This window comes from Agrobacterium sp. B1(2019) (assembly GCF_008274755.1).
Lineage (GTDB): Bacteria > Pseudomonadota > Alphaproteobacteria > Rhizobiales > Rhizobiaceae > Agrobacterium > Agrobacterium salinitolerans.
Genome location: NZ_VTPB01000001.1, coordinates 2587524 through 2605000, shown reverse-complemented (window position 1 = coordinate 2605000; position 17477 = coordinate 2587524). Strand labels below are relative to the sequence as shown.

Here is a 17477-nt window from a genome sequence, read left to right as displayed (position 1 = left end):
GGTTAGCCGGCCCCTAAGACGAGGCGGACACGCGTAGTCGATGGGAACCACGTTAATATTCGTGGGCCTGGTGGTAGTGACGGATCTCGTGTGTTGTTCAACCTTACTGGATTGGTTGGGCGGCGAAGAGGTTCCAGGAAATAGCTCCACCGTATAGACCGTACCCGAAACCGACACAGGTGGTCAGGTAGAGTATACCAAGGCGCTTGAGAGAACTATGTTGAAGGAACTCGGCAAATTGCACGCGTAACTTCGGAAGAAGCGTGACCCTTTTGTACGCAAGTATGATGGGGTGGCACAGACCAGGGGGTAGCGACTGTTTATCAAAAACACAGGGCTCTGCGAAGTAGCAATACGACGTATAGGGTCTGACGCCTGCCCGGTGCTGGAAGGTTAAAGGGAGGGGTGCAAGCTCTGAACTGAAGCCCCAGTAAACGGCGGCCGTAACTATAACGGTCCTAAGGTAGCGAAATTCCTTGTCGGGTAAGTTCCGACCTGCACGAATGGCGTAACGACTTCCCCGCTGTCTCCAACATAGACTCAGTGAAATTGAATTCCCCGTGAAGATGCGGGGTTCCTGCGGTCAGACGGAAAGACCCCGTGCACCTTTACTATAGCTTTACACTGGCATTCGCCAAGGCATGTGTAGGATAGGTGGTAGGCTTTGAAGCAGGGACGCCAGTTTCTGTGGAGCCATCCTTGAAATACCACCCTTATCTTCGTGGATGTCTAACCGCGGTCCGTTATCCGGATCCGGGACAGTGTATGGTGGGTAGTTTGACTGGGGCGGTCGCCTCCGAAAGAGTAACGGAGGCGCGCGATGGTTAGCTCAGACCGGTCGGAAATCGGTCGTCGAGTGCAATGGCATAAGCTAGCCTGACTGCGAGACTGACAAGTCGAGCAGAGACGAAAGTCGGTCATAGTGATCCGGTGGTCCCGTGTGGAAGGGCCATCGCTCAACGGATAAAAGGTACGCCGGGGATAACAGGCTGATGACCCCCAAGAGTCCATATCGACGGGGTTGTTTGGCACCTCGATGTCGACTCATCGCATCCTGGGGCTGGAGCAGGTCCCAAGGGTATGGCTGTTCGCCATTTAAAGCGGTACGTGAGTTGGGTTCAGAACGTCGTGAGACAGTTCGGTCCCTATCTGCCGTGGGTGTAGGAATATTGACAGGATCTGTCCCTAGTACGAGAGGACCGGGATGGACGTATCTCTGGTGGATCTGTTGTCCTGCCAAGGGCATAGCAGAGTAGCTATATACGGAATGGATAACCGCTGAAGGCATCTAAGCGGGAAACCAACCTGAAAACGAGTGTTCCCTATCAGAGCCGTGGAAGACGACCACGTTGATAGGACGGGTGTGGAAGCACAGCAATGTGTGAAGCTTCCCGTTACTAATAGCTCGATCGACTTCTTCGTTCCCATTGTTCATGCTCATCGAAGATGAGCATTATTCTTCTGTCCTGACGCCCGATGGGCTCCGGACGGGCCGCGCCACAAGGCGTGACGACCTCTGGTCTGTATGGCTGCCTCGCTCGCTGTCGAGCAAAGGTAGAATACGGACAGGTCAAGAAAAGACGTGTAAATTAAAACGAAGCGCAAGCTTCCCAGCTTCTCGAAACAACAGTTTCCATGTGAAAACATGAACTAGGTTGCTTTGGTCACATGGTCCCTCATACATGAGGTGTCCGTATGGCCCATTGGCGTCCCCCGTGAGCGACAAGCAAACGGGATAAGGCATGCCAATCCAGAAAAGAACAACATATGTTCATGCTACCGCATGAACATATGTTGCGTTTTGCCGACCTGGTGGTTATCGCGGGGCGGCCGCACCCGTTCCCATTCCGAACACGGCCGTGAAACGCCCCAGCGCCAATGGTACTTCGTCTCAAGACGCGGGAGAGTAGGTCGCTGCCAGGTCTGCAAAACGCAACACAAAATCTTCTCAATCACAAATCGGGCAAAAGCCCAAACCAAAAGGCCGCAAATGCGGCCTTTATGCTATAATAAAAATAATCAACGCGGGGTGGAGCAGCCCGGTAGCTCGTCAGGCTCATAACCTGAAGGCCGCAGGTTCAAATCCTGCCCCCGCAACCAAAATTTACGAAGACTTATCAAAGGGCTCCAAGGAAACGCGGAGCCCTTTTTGCATTCGCTGTGGCTGGTCAAAAATCAATAACGCTATCTACTGCCATGGCCAACTGCATCTTCGGCATTGCCATCGATCCCAAAACCGTGATGATGCACCATCATTCCACTTCGGATAAAAACCGCCGTGACCGCCGATCCCTTGCATATTCTCAAGACCGTCTATGGCTACGATGCGTTTCGCGGAAGGCAGGCCGACATCATTGGGCATGTAATGGCGGGAAACAATGCTTTCGTTTTGATGCCGACCGGCGGCGGAAAGTCCATTTGTTACCAGATTCCGGCGCTTGCTCGCAATGGCATGGGGTTGATCGTTTCGCCGCTTATCGCGCTGATGGTCGATCAGGTCGCTGCCCTGCGTCAGGCCGGCGTGCGGGCCGAAGCTCTCAATTCCGATCTTTCCCTGGAAGAGCGGCGCGCGCTCTGGCGGGACATGCGGGCCGGCAAGGTCGATATTCTTTATGCCGCGCCGGAAACCCTGCTCAAGCCGGATGTCCTCGATGCGTTGCAATCCATTGCCCTGTCGCTGATCGCCATCGATGAGGCTCATTGCCTTTCGCAATGGGGGCATGATTTCCGACCGCCCTACCGCCAGCTCGACGCGCTGATTGAGCGTTTTCCCGATACGCCGCGCATGGCGTTGACGGCGACGGCCGACGAGCCGACGCGCGCCGAAATTCTCGGTCACCTGGGGATTGAAGAACATGATGCCTTCATTGCCGGGTTCGACCGACCCAATATCCGCTATGCGATCATGGAAAAGGACAATCCGCGCGCGCAGCTGAAGCGCTTTTTGAAGGATCGCGACGGTGAGAGCGGTATCGTCTATTGCCTTTCCAAACGCAAGGTGGACGAAACGGCGGCATGGCTGCGGGAGGAGGGGCGCGATGCGTTGTCCTATCACGCCGGCATGGACAAGGCCGCCCGTGAGGAAAACCAGAGCCGTTTCCAGCACGGCGAGGCGGTCATCATTGTCGCGACCGTTGCTTTCGGCATGGGTATAGACAAGCCGGATGTGCGCTTCGTGGTGCATGTCGACCTGCCCGGCAGTATCGAGGCCTATTATCAGGAAACAGGCCGAGCCGGTCGTGATGGTTTGCCGTCGGACGTGCTCATGCTCTATGGCTATGAAGATATTGCCCTGCGCAATCGTTTCATCGAAGAATCTGATGCCGCGGACCAGCGCAAATATATGGAGCGCCAGAAGCTCGATGCGCTGCTCGGCCTCGCAGAAACGGCCAGTTGCCGCCGGCAGGTTCTGCTCTCCTATTTCGGCGACCGGTGCGAGCCCTGCGGCAATTGCGATACCTGCGCCGAGCCGCCGGACCTGTTTGACGGGGCCATCGCCGCGCAGAAACTTCTGTCCTGTATTTATCGCACGGGTGAACGTTTTGGCCAGGCCTATGTCATCCGCGTATTGCTGGGTGTCGAGGACGAGCGGATTTCCCGCTTCGGCCATGACCGCATTACCACCTACGGGATAGGGAAGGAGCACGACAACCGCACATGGCGCGCCATCCTGCGTCAGCTGGTTGCGTTACGTATGATTGAAGTGGATCTGTCCGGACATGGCGGCCTGTCCATCTCCGAGGATGGACGGCGGTTCCTGCGCGAAAAACCGGCATTGATGCTGAGGATACCATCCGCTCCCCGTTCCGCACGGCAGCAGACGCCGCGCAACACGGTATCGACGGTCTTGCCGGAATCCGATCGCAGCCTTTTTGAGGCGCTGCGTGCCAAGCGTATGGAGATCGCCCGGGCACAGAACGTTCCACCCTATGTGATTTTCCACGACAAGACCCTCATGGAACTCGCGGCGATAAAACCGGCCTCGGCGAAGGAAATGGCTGAGATTCCCGGCGTCGGGGACACCAAGCTGGAGCGATACGGGCCTGCCTTTCTGGCGGCGATCATGCAGCACGCCGCTGGCGAGTGACCTGAAGATATCCAAATTGATAGCCTATTCATGAAATCCGAGAGCGCTGCGAAGGCTCAGCCGGTCGTGTCCTTGAACAGAACGTTCTGATCGATGAGATAGCGCGAAAACAGGGGCAAGCTGGCGCCGCCGATTGCCCTCGCCTGGCTGCCAACCGCGCCTTCGATGATGTCGGGTACCGTGACGCCCTGCAGATCGTGGTGTTTAAGGGCAAGGCGGGTGGCGGCGACGATCCTTGTTCTGACCCAATCGGGAAAACCGCCATCGATGATGACGCTTGAAAAATCGATGATTGAGGCTGCGGCAATGACGGCCTGCGCCAGCGCTGCGGCGGTTTTCCTGATCCAGCTTTCCAGCGGCTCGCCGAAATCGATCCACTCGTCGGGAGAAAACCACAGGGGGCGCGGATCGATGCCCTTTTCGCGCAACATGTTTTCCAGAACGAAGATCGACGCGATTTTCAGAAGCTGGACGGTATTGCCATCCTGCCCCTGCACCGGCAGGGGGCCGATGGCGCCGGCCGTTCCCGTCTTTCCGGAAAATAGCGCCGAATTCAAAACGACGCCGCCGCCTATGAAGGAGCCGATGAAAACGTAAAGAAAATCCGGATAGTGCTGGCCTGCACCAAAAACCAGTTCGGCGCCGCAGGCACTGGTGGCGTCGTTCTGCAGAAAAACCGGATAGCTGACATTTTCAGCAATTTCCGACCGGATATCGACGCCCCGCCACCGTTCCATTTCAATCTGCGGTGCGCCCACTTCCTGTGCCCAGTTCCATAATTCGAATGGAGCGGCGATGCCGACACCGGCAATTTTCTCCCGCTCGGCAGGGGAAAGCTTCGATTCGAGTTCTGTTATGCCGTCGATCACGAACGGCAATATCCATTCCGGCAGGGGGTAGGGATATGTTCTGCGCAGCTTGAGCCTGATCCGGCCGACAAAATCCATCAGCACGAGATCGACGCTGCGTCGGCCGATCTTCACACCGAAAGAAAAAACGGCGTCGGGATTAAGCCGCATCGGCGTGGACGGCTGGCCGACTTTGCCGCGCAGCCTTTCACCGCGAATGAGAAGCCCGTCCTTTTCAAGCGAGCGCATGATAACCGAGACGGTCTGTGCTGAAAGGCCGCAAAGTCTTGATATCTCAGCTTTTGACAGTCCGCCGTGGCGACGAACGAGAGACAGCACGAGCCGCTCATTATAAGCGCGCACGCCGATCTGGTTGGCGCCGCCGCTTATATCCATGGTGGTGGGCGCCGCCGGGGGCGCCGTCTCGACAGATTGTCTCATTGTGTCATCCTCCCGCCCGCAACATCCGCCGCGACCGATACAGCAGGCTTTATGGCAATCTTGCTATCGCAACGTTAAACGACGCGGCGATATTCCTCCCTGCCGGGTATTAGAATGCCATAGAGAATTAATAATTCAATCGGATTTATTTATTGACAGGCGTTTCCATTGGTGGTTCCATCTGAGCCAACGGTCGTTGATCTCGGAGGAGACGGGGCCGTCGGGTAACCGTAACGGTGCTCAAATATCCATTGGGAGGATCTCATGAAGACCACTGTTTCCGCTCTTCTGGGCGCGCTTGCGCTTGGCGTTTCTTTCGCGTCCGTTGCGTCTGCAGCCGATACCTCGGTTTGCCTCATCACCAAAACCGATACCAATCCCTTTTTCGTCAAGATGAAAGAAGGTGCGACCGCCAAGGCTAAAGAACTTGGCGTGACGCTGAAATCCTATGCCGGCAAGATCGACGGCGATTCCGAAAGCCAGGTGGCCGCCATCGAAACCTGCATTGCCGATGGTGCCAAGGGTATCCTGATTACCGCATCGGATACGAAGGGCATCGTTCCAGCAGTACAGAAGGCGCGTGATGCCGGCCTTCTGGTCATTGCCCTCGATACGCCGCTCGAACCCGTTGATGCTGCCGATTCCACCTTCGCCACCGACAATCTTCTTGCCGGTGAACTGATCGGCAAATGGGCTGCCGGTACGCTTGGCGACAAGGCCAAGGATGCGAAAATCGCCTTCCTTAACCTCACCCCCTCCCAGCCGACAGTGGACGTGCTGCGCAACCAGGGCTTCATGAAAGGCTTTGGCATCGACGTGAAGGACATCAACAAGATCGGCGACGAGGACGATCCGCGCATCGTTGGCCATGACGTCACCAATGGTAACGAAGAAGGCGGCCGCGCTGCGATGGAAAATCTGCTGCAGAAGGATCCGACTATCAATGTCGTCCACACCATCAACGAGCCCGCAGCAGCCGGCGCTTATGAGGCGCTGAAAGCGGTCGGCCGTGAAAAGGATGTTCTGATCGTTTCTGTCGACGGCGGTTGCCCGGGCGTCAAGAACGTGGCGGAAGGCGTGATCGGCGCGACCTCGCAGCAATACCCGCTGCTGATGGCGGCTCTCGGCGTCGAAGCCGTCAAGAAGTTTGCCGACACGGGTGAAAAGCCGAAGCCGACCGAAGGCAAGAACTTCGTCGATACCGGCGTGACGCTGGTAACCGACAAGCCGGTCAAGGGCCTCGATTCGATCGATACGAAGGAAGGTCTCAACAAGTGCTGGGGCTGATGCCTCGCCGTTGAAACCCGCGGGGGCATTCGTGCCCCCGCCCTTGGACCAGAATGAATATCAGGCACGATCCGGGGGATCGGACAAAGGAACAAACGAGCGCGGCGAGCGTCCCTGCGGGGATGGTATGGGCGGCTTTACAACACTTTGAAATCTACGCGTCATTCTCTTTGGAGATAGACCCCGGCGTCAGGGCGGGTGCGATAGAGCGATCGGGAGGAAAATCCATGAGCGATCAACCGGTGCGGCCTCAGCCGCATAATGAATTTGAAAAGGTGCTTTCGGGAAGCTCGACGCAGGTCGCCGCTTTCGATACGCACGACAAGAGTGTGCTGGAAAAACTGCAGCACTTTCTCCATTCCAGCCCGGCGGCCGTTCCGCTTATCGTTTTGGTGCTGTCGCTGATTGTTTTCGGCCTGCTTCTCGGCGGCAAGTTTTTCTCGGCCTTCACGCTGACCCTTATTTTGCAGCAGGTCGCCATCGTCGGTATTGTCGGCGCGGCGCAGTCGCTGGTCATCCTGACGGCGGGCATCGATCTGTCGGTTGGCGCGATCATGGTCCTGTCCTCCGTCATCATGGGGCAGTTCACCTTCCGTTACGGCTTGCCGGCGGAATTCGCCATTCTCTGTGGCCTTGCAGTCGGCGCATTTTGCGGTTTCATCAACGGTATTCTGGTGTCGCGCATGCGGCTGCCTCCCTTCATCGTCACGCTCGGCATGTGGCAGATCGTGCTGGCCACCAATTTTCTCTACTCCGCCAACGAAACAATCCGCGCCCAGGACATTGCCCAGCAAGCGCCTATCCTGCAATTTTTCGGTAGCAGCGTCCGCTTCGGCAGTGCGGTCTTCACCTATGGCGTCATCGCCATGGTTCTGCTCGTCGCACTGCTCTGGTATGTGCTAAATCGTACCGCCTGGGGTCGCCATCTTTATGCGGTGGGTGACGATCCGGATGCCGCCGAACTTGCCGGTGTCAACGTAAAGCGCATGCTGACGACCGTTTACACCCTGTCCGGCCTCATCTGCGCCTTCGCCGGCTGGGCCTTGATCGGGCGCATCGGCTCGGTTTCACCGACGGCCGGCCAGTTCGCCAATATCGAATCCATCACTGCGGTGGTTATCGGCGGCCTTTCACTGTTCGGCGGGCGCGGCTCGATTATGGGTATGATTTTCGGTGCGTTGATCGTCGGCGTCTTTTCGCTCGGCCTCCGGCTTATCGGAACAGATCCACAATGGACCTATCTCTTGATCGGCGTCCTCATCATCATGGCTGTAGCAATCGACCAGTGGATCAGAAAGGTAGCAGGCTGATGGCAAAAGAACCCATTCTCACAGCACGCAGTCTCGTCAAGCGCTATGGTCGTGTGACCGCCCTCGACCATGCCGATTTCGATCTCTATCCCGGAGAAATCCTGGCCGTGATCGGCGACAACGGCGCCGGCAAATCCTCTCTCATCAAGGCGATTTCCGGTGCTGTGACACCCGATGAAGGGGAGATCAGACTGGAAGGCCAGCCCGTCCAGTTCCGCTCGCCAATCGAGGCGCGAAAGGCCGGCATCGAGACGGTCTATCAGAACCTCGCGCTTTCGCCGGCGCTTTCTATAGCCGACAATATGTTTCTCGGGCGGGAAATCCGTAAACCCGGCATTCAGGGCAGTTTGTTCCGGGCGCTGGACCGCCCGGCCATGGAAAAATTCGCCCGCGAGAAACTGTCGGAACTCGGCCTGATGACGATCCAGAACATCAATCAGGCGGTCGAAACCCTTTCCGGGGGTCAGCGCCAGGGTGTGGCGGTGGCGCGTGCGGCAGCCTTTGGCTCCAAGGTCGTCATCCTCGACGAGCCGACGGCGGCACTTGGTGTCAAGGAAAGCCGACGTGTTCTAGAGCTTATCCTCGACGTGCGCTCTCGCGGCCTGCCAATTGTCCTCATCTCGCATAACATGCCGCATGTGTTCGAAGTTGCGGATCGCATCCATATCCATCGGCTCGGCAAGCGCCTCTGCGTCATCAATCCGAAGGACTATTCCATGTCGGATGCGGTCGCCTTCATGACGGGGGCCAAGGAGGCGCCGAAGGAAACGCTTGCTGCATGACGCTGAAGCTTGAAATGATCGCCGAAGACGTTCTTCGGCGGGCAGAAGGTAAATCCCGTTTTATCGTCGCTATTGCCGGTCCTCCTGGGGCCGGCAAATCCACGCTGGCAGATGCGCTTTGCGATGCTTTGCTCGCACGAGGCGAAACGGCCGCTGTCCTGCCCATGGACGGCTTCCATATGGATAATGGCATCCTTGAAGAACGGGGGCTGCTGCCGCGAAAGGGCGCGCCGGAAACATTCGACGTGCGCGGTTTTCTCGATATCGTCTCCGCTGTCCGCGAGAGCGGGCAGGAGGTCCTTGTTCCGGTTTTCGACCGATCCCGTGAAATCGCCATAGCGTCTGCTCGGGCGATCGCGCCGGAAACACGCTTTATCCTCGCGGAGGGCAATTATCTGCTGCTGAACGAAGCGCCCTGGACAAGCCTTTCGGAAAGCTTTGACCTCACCATCTTCGTGGGCCCGTCCTTCGCCGTGCTGGAAGAGAGGCTGCGGAACAGATGGCAGGGTTATGGTCTCGATGCGGCCGAGATCCACGCCAAGCTTTTCGAAAACGATCTTCCTAACGGAAAAAGGGTGATCGAAAACGCCCGTCCCGCCGATATTCGCATCGATATCTGGGAATAGATTAACGCTTTTCTCTCTTTGAGCGACGGCGCGCATGCGCTGTTAAGCCATTGTTAGCCATGTGTTGAATCTTTTTGATCCACAGGGTGGGGCTTTCGTATGTCTATTTATTGACGAGAAAATTTCCTCATATACTATATGTGGTGTTCGAGGTTCTTCCGATTCGCAAGGATTGGGAGCTAAGACGGGAATTCGGTGCGCAACGCCATCATGGCGGAACAATGCCGAAACTGCCCCCGCAACTGTAAGCGGCGAGCATCGTTCCGATTTGGGTCACTGGAGCCAAAAGCTCCGGGAAGGCTGGAATAGATGTTGTGACCCGCAAGTCAGGAGACCTGCCTTGAGCGCAAACGTCCACGGGCGGGGTGTCCGGAGGAAGGTGTATGACGCAAATGATTTGCGTGCGCCCTTTTCTGCCCCCTCCAGAACAAGCTTCGGGGTGAAGTCATGCCAGTGCATTTGTTTGAGTTGCTGCGCTCGTCGGCGTAGAGAGTGATTTTACGCGGCTAAAAGCTGCGCACGCCCACCCGAATGAAAGATCCATCGCCGCCCGATTGCGATTGCAATCGGCAATGTTGAGCCGTGTCCGAAACCGGCTTCGAGAGAGGAAATCATGACCGTCACCGTTTACAGCAAGCCCGCCTGCGTCCAGTGCTCCGCCACCTATCGTGCGCTCGACCGCATCGGCGTTCCCTATGAGATCATCGATATTTCCGAAGATGCGGATGCGCTCGATCATGTCCGTGGCCTAGGCTATATGCAGGTGCCCGTGGTGGTTGCCGGCGAACGCCATTGGGCGGGTTTCCGGCCTGATATGATCGGGGCGATTAGCTGAGGCGGCAGGGCGGTGGGCCTGATCGTCTATTATTCCAGCCGTTCTGAAAACACCCATCGTTTCCTTCTGAAACTGGGACGGCGTCTGTTTCGTCTGCCGCTTGGCGTTGAGGAAGATGTTCCCCAAATGTCCGAGCCCTATGTGCTCGTCACCCCCACCTATGGGGGCGGCGGCACCAAAGGGGCCGTGCCGAAGCCGGTGATCCGGTTTTTGAACGAGCCCTCCAACCGCAATCTCATTCGCGGCGTCATCGCGGCGGGCAACACGAATTTTGGCGCAGCTTTCGCATCCGCCGGAGATATCGTCTCGCGCAAATGCGCGGTGCCGTTTCTCTATCGCTTCGAGCTTCTCGGCACGGAAGAAGATGTCGCCAACGTCAAACATGGATTGGAACGATTTTGGACACGCTGACCTCAAGCGCGCTGCGCAAGGACGCCAAACAGCCGGCCGCCGTTACCCAGAAGCCGCTTGATGCGGCTCTGGACTATCACGCGCTGAACGCGATGCTGAACCTTTATGACGAGAACGGGAAAATCCAGCTCGACAAGGATCGCCTTGCCGCCCGGCAATATTTCCTCCAGCACGTCAACCAGAACACGGTTTTTTTCCATAACCTCCGGGAAAAGCTCGATTATCTGGTAAACGAGGGATATTACGAACAGGAGGTGCTGGATCAGTACTCCTTCAATTTCGTTCGCGACCTCTATAACGAAGCCTATGCCCGGAAATTCCGTTTTCCGACCTTTCTCGGCGCCTTCAAATATTACACCTCCTACACGCTGAAGACCTTCGACGGAAAACGTTATCTCGAGCGTTATGAGGATCGCGTCTGCATGGTGGCGCTGGCCCTTGCGCGCGGTGATGAGCAGCTTGCCCGCAATCTGGTCGATGAAATCATTTCAGGCCGCTTCCAGCCGGCAACGCCGACATTCCTCAACGCCGGCAAGAAGAGCCGCGGCGAGCTGGTCTCGTGTTTTCTGCTGCGTGTGGAAGACAATATGGAAAGTATTGGCCGCTCCATCAATTCGGCGTTGCAGCTTTCCAAGCGCGGCGGCGGCGTGGCCCTGTCCTTGACCAATATTCGCGAGGCCGGCGCGCCGATCAAGCAGATCGAGAACCAGTCATCCGGCGTCATTCCCGTGATGAAGCTGCTGGAAGACAGCTTTTCCTATGCCAACCAGCTTGGCGCGCGCCAGGGTGCCGGTGCGGTCTATCTGCACGCCCACCACCCGGATATCATGCGCTTCCTCGATACCAAGCGCGAAAATGCCGACGAAAAAATCCGCATCAAGACGCTGTCACTCGGCGTGGTGATCCCCGATATCACCTTCGAACTCGCCCGCAATAATGAGGATATGTATCTGTTTTCGCCTTATGATGTGGAGCGGATCTATGGCGTGCCTTTCACTGAAATCTCGGTCACCGAAAAATATCATGAAATGGTAGCCGACAGCCGCATCCGTAAGAAGAAGATCAAGGCGCGCGAATTCTTCCAGGTGATCGCCGAAATCCAGTTCGAGAGCGGTTACCCCTACATCATGTTCGAAGATACGGTGAACCGCGCTAATCCGATTGCCGGCCGTATCAGCATGAGCAATCTCTGCTCGGAAATTCTGCAGGTCAGCGAAGCGAGTGAGTTCAACGCCGATCTCTCCTATAGCCATATGGGCAAGGATATCTCCTGCAATCTCGGCTCGCTCAACATCGCCTCGGCAATGGATTCGGCCGATTTCGGCAAGACGATCGAGACCTCCATCCGGGCGCTGACGGCCGTGTCGGACATGAGCCATATTTCCTCCGTGCCATCGGTCGAAAAGGGCAATGATGCGAGCCACGCGATCGGGCTTGGCCAGATGAACTTGCACGGCTATCTGGCGCGCGAGCGCATTTTCTATGGCTCGGAAGAAGGCGTCGATTTCACCAATATCTATTTCTACACCGTCACCTATCACGCCATCCGCGCCAGCAACCGGTTGGCCGCGGAGCGGGGCCAGAGCTTCAAGGGCTTTGAAAACTCCAAATATGCCTCGGGCGACTATTTCGACAAATATACCGACCGGGAATGGTTGCCCGCGACGGAAAAGGTCCGTGAGTTGTTCGAAAAGGCTGGCATTGCCATTCCGACACAGGAGGACTGGAAGGTTTTGAAGCAGGAGGTCATGGTATCAGGTCTCTATAACCAGAACCTGCAGGCTGTACCGCCGACAGGCTCGATTTCCTACATCAACCACTCCACCTCCTCCATTCATCCGATAGTCTCGAAGATCGAAATCCGTAAAGAGGGCAAGATCGGCCGCGTTTATTACCCGGCTTCCTATCTCTCGAACGACAATCTCGAATATTATCAGGACGCCTATGAAATTGGCCCTGAAAAGATCATCGATACCTATGCGGCGGCCACCCAGCATGTCGATCAGGGCCTGTCGCTGACGCTGTTCTTCCGCGATACGGCGACGACGCGCGATATCAACCGCGCGCAGATCTACGCCTGGAAGAAGGGCATCAAGACCATCTACTACATCCGTTTGCGCCAGATGGCGCTGGAAGGCACGCAGGTTCAGGGCTGCGTTTCCTGCACGCTCTGATTTGAGGGACAAGAGAATGAACATCGCCGTAAAACCCGCGTCCCGCGTCCGCGCGGTCAACTGGAACCGCATCGAAGACGACAAGGACCTCGAAGTCTGGAACCGCCTGACCTCGAATTTCTGGCTACCGGAAAAGGTGCCGCTCTCCAACGATATTCCCTCCTGGGGGACGCTGAAGCCGGAAGAACAGAAACTGACGATCCGCGTCTTCACCGGGCTGACATTGCTGGACACCATCCAGAACGGTGTCGGCGCGGTGCGTCTGATGGCGGATTCGTCCACACCGCATGAGGAGGCGGTGCTTTCCAATATCTCCTTCATGGAGGCCGTGCACGCGCGCTCCTACTCGTCGATCTTTTCGACGCTGTGCCTCACCCCTGACGTGGACGACGCCTATCGCTGGTCGGAGGAAAACGAGTTCCTGCAACGCAAATCGGCACTCGTCATGCGGGAATATGACAGCGGCGATCCGCTGAAGAAGAAGATAGCCAGTGTGTTTCTGGAGAGCTTCCTGTTCTATTCCGGCTTCTACCTGCCGATGTTCTGGTCAAGCCGCGCCAAGCTCACCAATACAGCCGATCTCATCCGCCTCATCATCCGCGACGAGGCCGTGCATGGCTATTATATCGGCTACAAGTTCCAGCGGGCGGTGGATCGTCTCGGCGAGCAGGAAAGGCAGGAAATCAAGGATTTCGCCTTCGACCTGCTTTTAGAGCTTTATGACAACGAGGCGAAATATACGGAGGACCTCTATGACGGCGTCGGTCTGACAGAAGACGTCAAGCAGTTCCTGCATTACAACGCCAACAAGGCCCTGATGAATCTGGGTTACGAGGCGTTGTTTCCGGCCGAGGCCTGCCGGGTCAATCCGGCCATCCTGTCGGCGCTCTCTCCCAATGCCGACGAGAACCACGACTTTTTCTCCGGCTCCGGATCGTCCTACGTCATCGGCAAGGCGGTTGCGACCGAAGACGAAGACTGGGATTTCTGAAACCGGTTTGTCGGCAGGAGCCCGCAAAAGCTATTGCGGGTTCACCACCTGGCTCGCAAGGCGGAAGGGGCTGGCGACGGTGGCGCCGATCGCATCGAACACGAAGGCGCCTGCGCGGCCGATGCCATTTTGGCCGTTGCCGTTCCGGCTTGCTTCCAGCTGCGGCACCAGCGACGCCAGCGCGGCATAGCGGTCATGGTTGAGCGGGTCAGATGCCTTGAGGTTGGAGATATCCACGAACTGAACCCCTTCTTTCAGGGCGGCTTCCTGGACCTTTGGATCGGTGACATCCAGTGCGCCAATCCGTGTCACGTCTGCGCCCAGTATAGAAGACGCTTTCAGGGCGCGGTCGTCCTTGGACACGAGGACTGTGAGTGGTGGGGTTAGGCGTCCAACCACATCGATCTGCTTGCGGAAGACATCGGCATCGATATCTGGGGCGGCCAGAACCACCTGCAGCTTTGCGATGACGTCGTTTCTGCCCTCGAAGCGCAACTGTCGCAACGCCTCCATGACCAGCCAGCCACCCATGCTGTGCCCGAAGACGACGATGTTCTTGCGCGGAGATCGGCGTGTTAGATCCGTCAGGAGATTGGCAAGCGCATCGCGCGAATAGGTCGCCGATTCCTTGTCCGCCACATAGCCTGTGACATTGGCCTGCGATGGCCAGGAAAAAACCAGCGGAACACCATTCAGATTGGCATCGGCAGCCATCTGCGCTGCGCGGAAGAGCGCTTCCTGATAGCTGTAATTATAACCATGCACGAAAAGCGCGATCTGCTTGCCGGATCGCGTAATATCTCCAAGGTCGCTGTTGAAATTCGCCCTGTCCAGCATCTGCGCCTGCGTGACGACGAAATCCTTCTTGGCATCCGGTTTTCCGGTCGACCATTCGATTTTTCCGCTCTTGTGGGTCGGCGGTATCGAAATATCGAAGCGGGCATAGTTTGGGTCGGTAGCCCGCAGGGTGCTGAACCCCTTTTTCGCTTCTTCGTTTTTCTCACGGGTGCTGGCAACATAGGCGGTCACGATTTTTGTATCTTCGACCTGGGTGTTGACGGCTTGCAGCACTTCCGCTCCCGGCCGTCCGGCGCAGGATGAAAGAAGGCTGACCGTGAGAAGCAGGGAAATAAAGAAGCGCATGGATGGTTACCGGTGACAACGAACCGCCCATAAATAGCCGTCCGCTAAAAAAGTTGCCACTACTGAATAATATGCCTGGTTTTGACGCTCGCTGATGGTCGCGGGACGTTCGCCGCCTTGCTATCCATCTACGTTCGTTTTAGGCCGTAAAGATGACGAACAAGGTGTCGCTTTTACGGCTGAAACTCACGAACTTCCGCAATTATGCGGCGGCTGCGCTCACGCTTGATGACCGCCATGTCGTGCTGACGGGCGACAACGGTTCCGGCAAGACCAATCTTCTGGAGGCTGTCTCTTTCCTCTCTCCCGGAAGGGGGCTGCGCCGCGCCACCCTGTCTGACGTGACGCGGGTAGGGGCCGAAGCCGGCTTCTCGATCTTCGCCGATGTCGAGGGTATGGATGGCGAAGTCGCCATCGGCACGGGAATTGAAGGCGATGGCGAGGTGGTGTCGCGTCGCCTGAGACTGAACGGGACGCCGGTGAAATCCGTCGATGAATTGACCGACCATCTGCGGGTATTGTGGCTGACGCCCGCCATGGACGGTCTCTTCACTGGTTCGTCCACGGACCGCCGGCGCTTCCTCGATCGGCTGGTCTTGTCGCTCGATCCCGCTCACGGAAGGCGGGCAAGCGATTTCGAGAAAGCCATGCGCGGCCGCAACCGCCTGCTTTCGGAAGGCCGTTTCGATCCGGTCTGGCTGGACGGTATCGAAAAGCAGATGGCCGAACTCGGCATCTCAATGGCGATTGCACGTTTTGAGATGCTTGGCCTTTTAAAGAGCCTGATCGAGGGGCGGGCGGGCAATGCCGTTTTCCCTTCTGCGGCGCTTTCTCTCTCCGGTTTCATGGACGATGGGCTCAATCGTCCCGCCGTCGATCTGGAGGATGAATACAGGCTTATGCTGCGTGATGGCCGGTATCGTGACGCCGCTGCCGGCCGCACACTGGATGGGCCGCACCGCGTCGATCTGTTCGTGCGCCATGCGGAAAAGGATATGGAGGCCGAGCGCTGTTCAACCGGGGAACAGAAGGCGTTGCTGGTGGGGCTGGTGCTTGCGCATGCGCAACTGACCGCCAACATGACCGGCCACGCGCCGGTCCTGCTGCTGGACGAGATCGCCGCCCATCTGGATGAAGGCAGGCGGGCGGCTCTGTTCGATCTCATTCATGCCCTTGGCGGCCAGAGTTTTATGACCGGAACGGATACGGCGATGTTCTCCGCCCTCGGCGACAGGGCGCAATTCTTCAACGTATCCCACGGGAGCATCACCGCATGACGGCTAAGAAATGGAGGGCGATATGGACCCGCTGAGCCCGGAAGAAATCGAGCGCTACAAGCGCCATATCCTGTTGCCGGAAATCGGCGGCGTGGGCCAGCAGCGGTTGAAGGGGGCGCGCGTGCTGGTTATCGGGGCCGGCGGTCTCGGCGCTCCTGTGCTGCATTATCTTGCCGCTGCCGGTGTCGGCACGCTCGGCATGATCGATGACGATGTGGTTTCCCTGTCCAATCTGCAGCGACAGGTCATCCACGATACCGGTACGATTGGGGAGCTGAAGACGGAGAGCGCGCGCAAGGCCGTCGCCCGGCTCAATCCGCATGTCCGAACGCTTGTTTATGAAGAGCGCTTTTCGCAGGTCTGGGCGCATGACCATCTGCAATCCTTCGATCTCCTTATAGATGGATCGGATAATTTCGATACGCGTTATACGGCCGCCGATGCCGCGGAAGCTGCGAAAAGACCATTGGTAACGGGAGCTGTCGGCCGTTTTGATGGTTCGGTGACGGTGCTGAAACCCTATGAGACAAATACCGAGGGCGCTCGGCTGCCCGGCTATCGTGACCTGTTTCCGGAACCGCCGCCGCAGGGCCTCATTCCCAGTTGCGCGGAAACAGGCATTGTCGGCGCGCTGACGGGGGTTATCGGTACGCTTATGGCCATGGAGGCGATCAAGGTTATCACCGGTGCCGGCGAGCCGCTGATCGGCCGCCTGCTCCTCTATGACGCCCTGTCGGCCCGTTTCGAAACCGTGCGATACAGGCGGCGGCCAGAAGGGAAAAAACCATGACGGAGATTGTCAGGATCGGGGAGGATTTCGATCGCTGGCAGGAATTGCTGGCGCTCATCATGTCCTCCTTCGCTTATATGGATGGCGTCATCGACCCGCCGTCGTCGGCTCATCGCCTGACGCTGGAAAATCTTGCCGAGAAGGCGAGGGTGGAGATCGCTTTCGTGGCGCTTGATGGCGATGAGATTGTGGGCTGCGTATTTTGCCGACCGGAGCCGCCGGCCTGTCTTTATGTCGGCAAACTCTGCGTTTTCCCAAAAGCGCAGGGAAAGGGTATAGGCGGAATGCTTCTGGAGCAGGCCGAAGCGCTCGCCCGCGAATTGGCGTTACCGGCGCTGCGGCTGGAAACTCGTATCGAGCTTATCGCCAATCATACCAAATTCGCCGCCTGGGGTTTCGTCAAGACCGCCGAAAACGCCCATGCCGGTTATAATCGCACGACCTCGGTCGAAATGACCAAATTCCTCGGCTGAAC

The 17477-nt window shown here is 57.4% G+C and carries 14 protein-coding genes, 1 tRNA gene, 2 rRNA genes and 1 riboswitch (1 of these 18 only partly in view); of the genes, 15 read left to right on the top strand and 2 right to left on the bottom strand.

The window, feature by feature from the left end:
• From AGR1_RS13070 to recQ, 4 genes are all read left to right on the top strand, one after another.
• A 23S ribosomal RNA gene (locus AGR1_RS13070) occupies window positions 1–1422 on the top strand; it begins 1531 nt to the left of the window's first position.
• 386 nt (window positions 1423–1808) lie between these two features.
• Window positions 1809–1923 (top strand): 5S ribosomal RNA (rrf, locus tag AGR1_RS13065).
• Between the two features lie 100 nt (window positions 1924–2023).
• Window positions 2024–2100: transfer RNA gene (locus AGR1_RS13060), tRNA-Met, on the top strand.
• Between the two features lie 178 nt (window positions 2101–2278).
• Window positions 2279–4087, top strand: a complete 1809-nt coding sequence (gene recQ, locus AGR1_RS13055; protein ID WP_149147079.1) for a DNA helicase RecQ — start codon at window positions 2279–2281, stop codon at window positions 4085–4087.
• A 56-nt stretch (window positions 4088–4143) separates the two neighbouring features.
• On the opposite strand, the gene AGR1_RS13050 is transcribed toward recQ, so the two are convergent.
• A complete protein-coding gene (locus AGR1_RS13050; RefSeq protein WP_080792018.1) occupies window positions 4144–5376 on the bottom strand; it encodes an ROK family transcriptional regulator in 1233 nt (410 codons plus the stop codon).
• 264 nt (window positions 5377–5640) lie between these two features.
• On the opposite strand from AGR1_RS13050, the gene AGR1_RS13045 reads away from it, so the two are divergent.
• The 8 genes from AGR1_RS13045 to nrdF all read left to right on the top strand — a co-directional run bounded on the left by AGR1_RS13045 (window position 5641) and on the right by nrdF (window position 13792).
• Window positions 5641–6663, top strand: a complete 1023-nt coding sequence (locus AGR1_RS13045; RefSeq protein WP_077983295.1) for a sugar ABC transporter substrate-binding protein — start codon at window positions 5641–5643, stop codon at window positions 6661–6663.
• A gap of 227 nt (window positions 6664–6890) precedes the next feature.
• On the top strand, window positions 6891–7973 hold the full coding sequence (locus AGR1_RS13040) for an ABC transporter permease (protein WP_080792015.1): 1083 nt from the start codon (window positions 6891–6893) through the stop codon (window positions 7971–7973).
• On the top strand, window positions 7973–8755 hold the full coding sequence (locus AGR1_RS13035; RefSeq protein ID WP_080792013.1) for an ATP-binding cassette domain-containing protein: 783 nt from the start codon (window positions 7973–7975) through the stop codon (window positions 8753–8755). The genes AGR1_RS13040 and AGR1_RS13035 overlap by 1 nt, the downstream gene beginning before the upstream one ends.
• Window positions 8752–9381: a nucleoside triphosphate hydrolase gene (locus tag AGR1_RS13030; protein ID WP_080792010.1), complete on the top strand. Its 630-nt coding sequence runs from the start codon at window positions 8752–8754 to the stop codon at window positions 9379–9381. Before AGR1_RS13035 ends, AGR1_RS13030 begins: the two co-directional genes overlap by 4 nt.
• A 133-nt stretch (window positions 9382–9514) precedes the next feature.
• Window positions 9515–9739: riboswitch (cobalamin riboswitch) on the top strand.
• A 255-nt stretch (window positions 9740–9994) separates the two neighbouring features.
• Entirely contained in the window at window positions 9995–10216 is a 222-nt protein-coding gene (gene nrdH, locus AGR1_RS13025) for a glutaredoxin-like protein NrdH (RefSeq protein WP_149147078.1), read from the top strand.
• 12 nt (window positions 10217–10228) lie between these two features.
• Window positions 10229–10627: a class Ib ribonucleoside-diphosphate reductase assembly flavoprotein NrdI gene (gene nrdI, locus AGR1_RS13020; RefSeq protein WP_080792007.1), complete on the top strand. Its 399-nt coding sequence runs from the start codon at window positions 10229–10231 to the stop codon at window positions 10625–10627.
• Window positions 10615–12801: a class 1b ribonucleoside-diphosphate reductase subunit alpha gene (nrdE, locus tag AGR1_RS13015; protein WP_149147077.1), complete on the top strand. Its 2187-nt coding sequence runs from the start codon at window positions 10615–10617 to the stop codon at window positions 12799–12801. Before nrdI ends, nrdE begins: the two co-directional genes overlap by 13 nt.
• 16 nt (window positions 12802–12817) lie before the next feature.
• Entirely contained in the window at window positions 12818–13792 is a 975-nt protein-coding gene (nrdF, locus tag AGR1_RS13010) for a class 1b ribonucleoside-diphosphate reductase subunit beta (RefSeq protein WP_080791998.1), read from the top strand.
• Window positions 13793–13822: 30 nt separating this feature from the next.
• Here the strand turns inward: nrdF and AGR1_RS13005 are convergent, their stop codons facing one another.
• Entirely contained in the window at window positions 13823–14935 is a 1113-nt protein-coding gene (locus AGR1_RS13005) for an alpha/beta hydrolase (RefSeq protein WP_149147076.1), read from the bottom strand.
• A gap of 152 nt (window positions 14936–15087) precedes the next feature.
• Here AGR1_RS13005 and recF point away from each other — a divergent pair, with 152 nt between their 5' ends.
• From recF to AGR1_RS12990, 3 genes are read left to right on the top strand one after another with little or no spacing between them, the layout of a single operon-like run.
• On the top strand, window positions 15088–16212 hold the full coding sequence (gene recF / locus AGR1_RS13000) for a DNA replication/repair protein RecF (protein WP_080791992.1): 1125 nt from the start codon (window positions 15088–15090) through the stop codon (window positions 16210–16212).
• A gap of 22 nt (window positions 16213–16234) precedes the next feature.
• Window positions 16235–17002: a molybdopterin-synthase adenylyltransferase MoeB gene (locus tag AGR1_RS12995; RefSeq protein WP_149147075.1), complete on the top strand. Its 768-nt coding sequence runs from the start codon at window positions 16235–16237 to the stop codon at window positions 17000–17002.
• Window positions 16999–17475, top strand: coding sequence for a GNAT family N-acetyltransferase (locus tag AGR1_RS12990; protein ID WP_080791988.1), 477 nt, complete (start codon window positions 16999–17001; stop codon window positions 17473–17475). Before AGR1_RS12995 ends, AGR1_RS12990 begins: the two co-directional genes overlap by 4 nt.
• Window positions 17476–17477 lie beyond the last annotated feature (2 nt).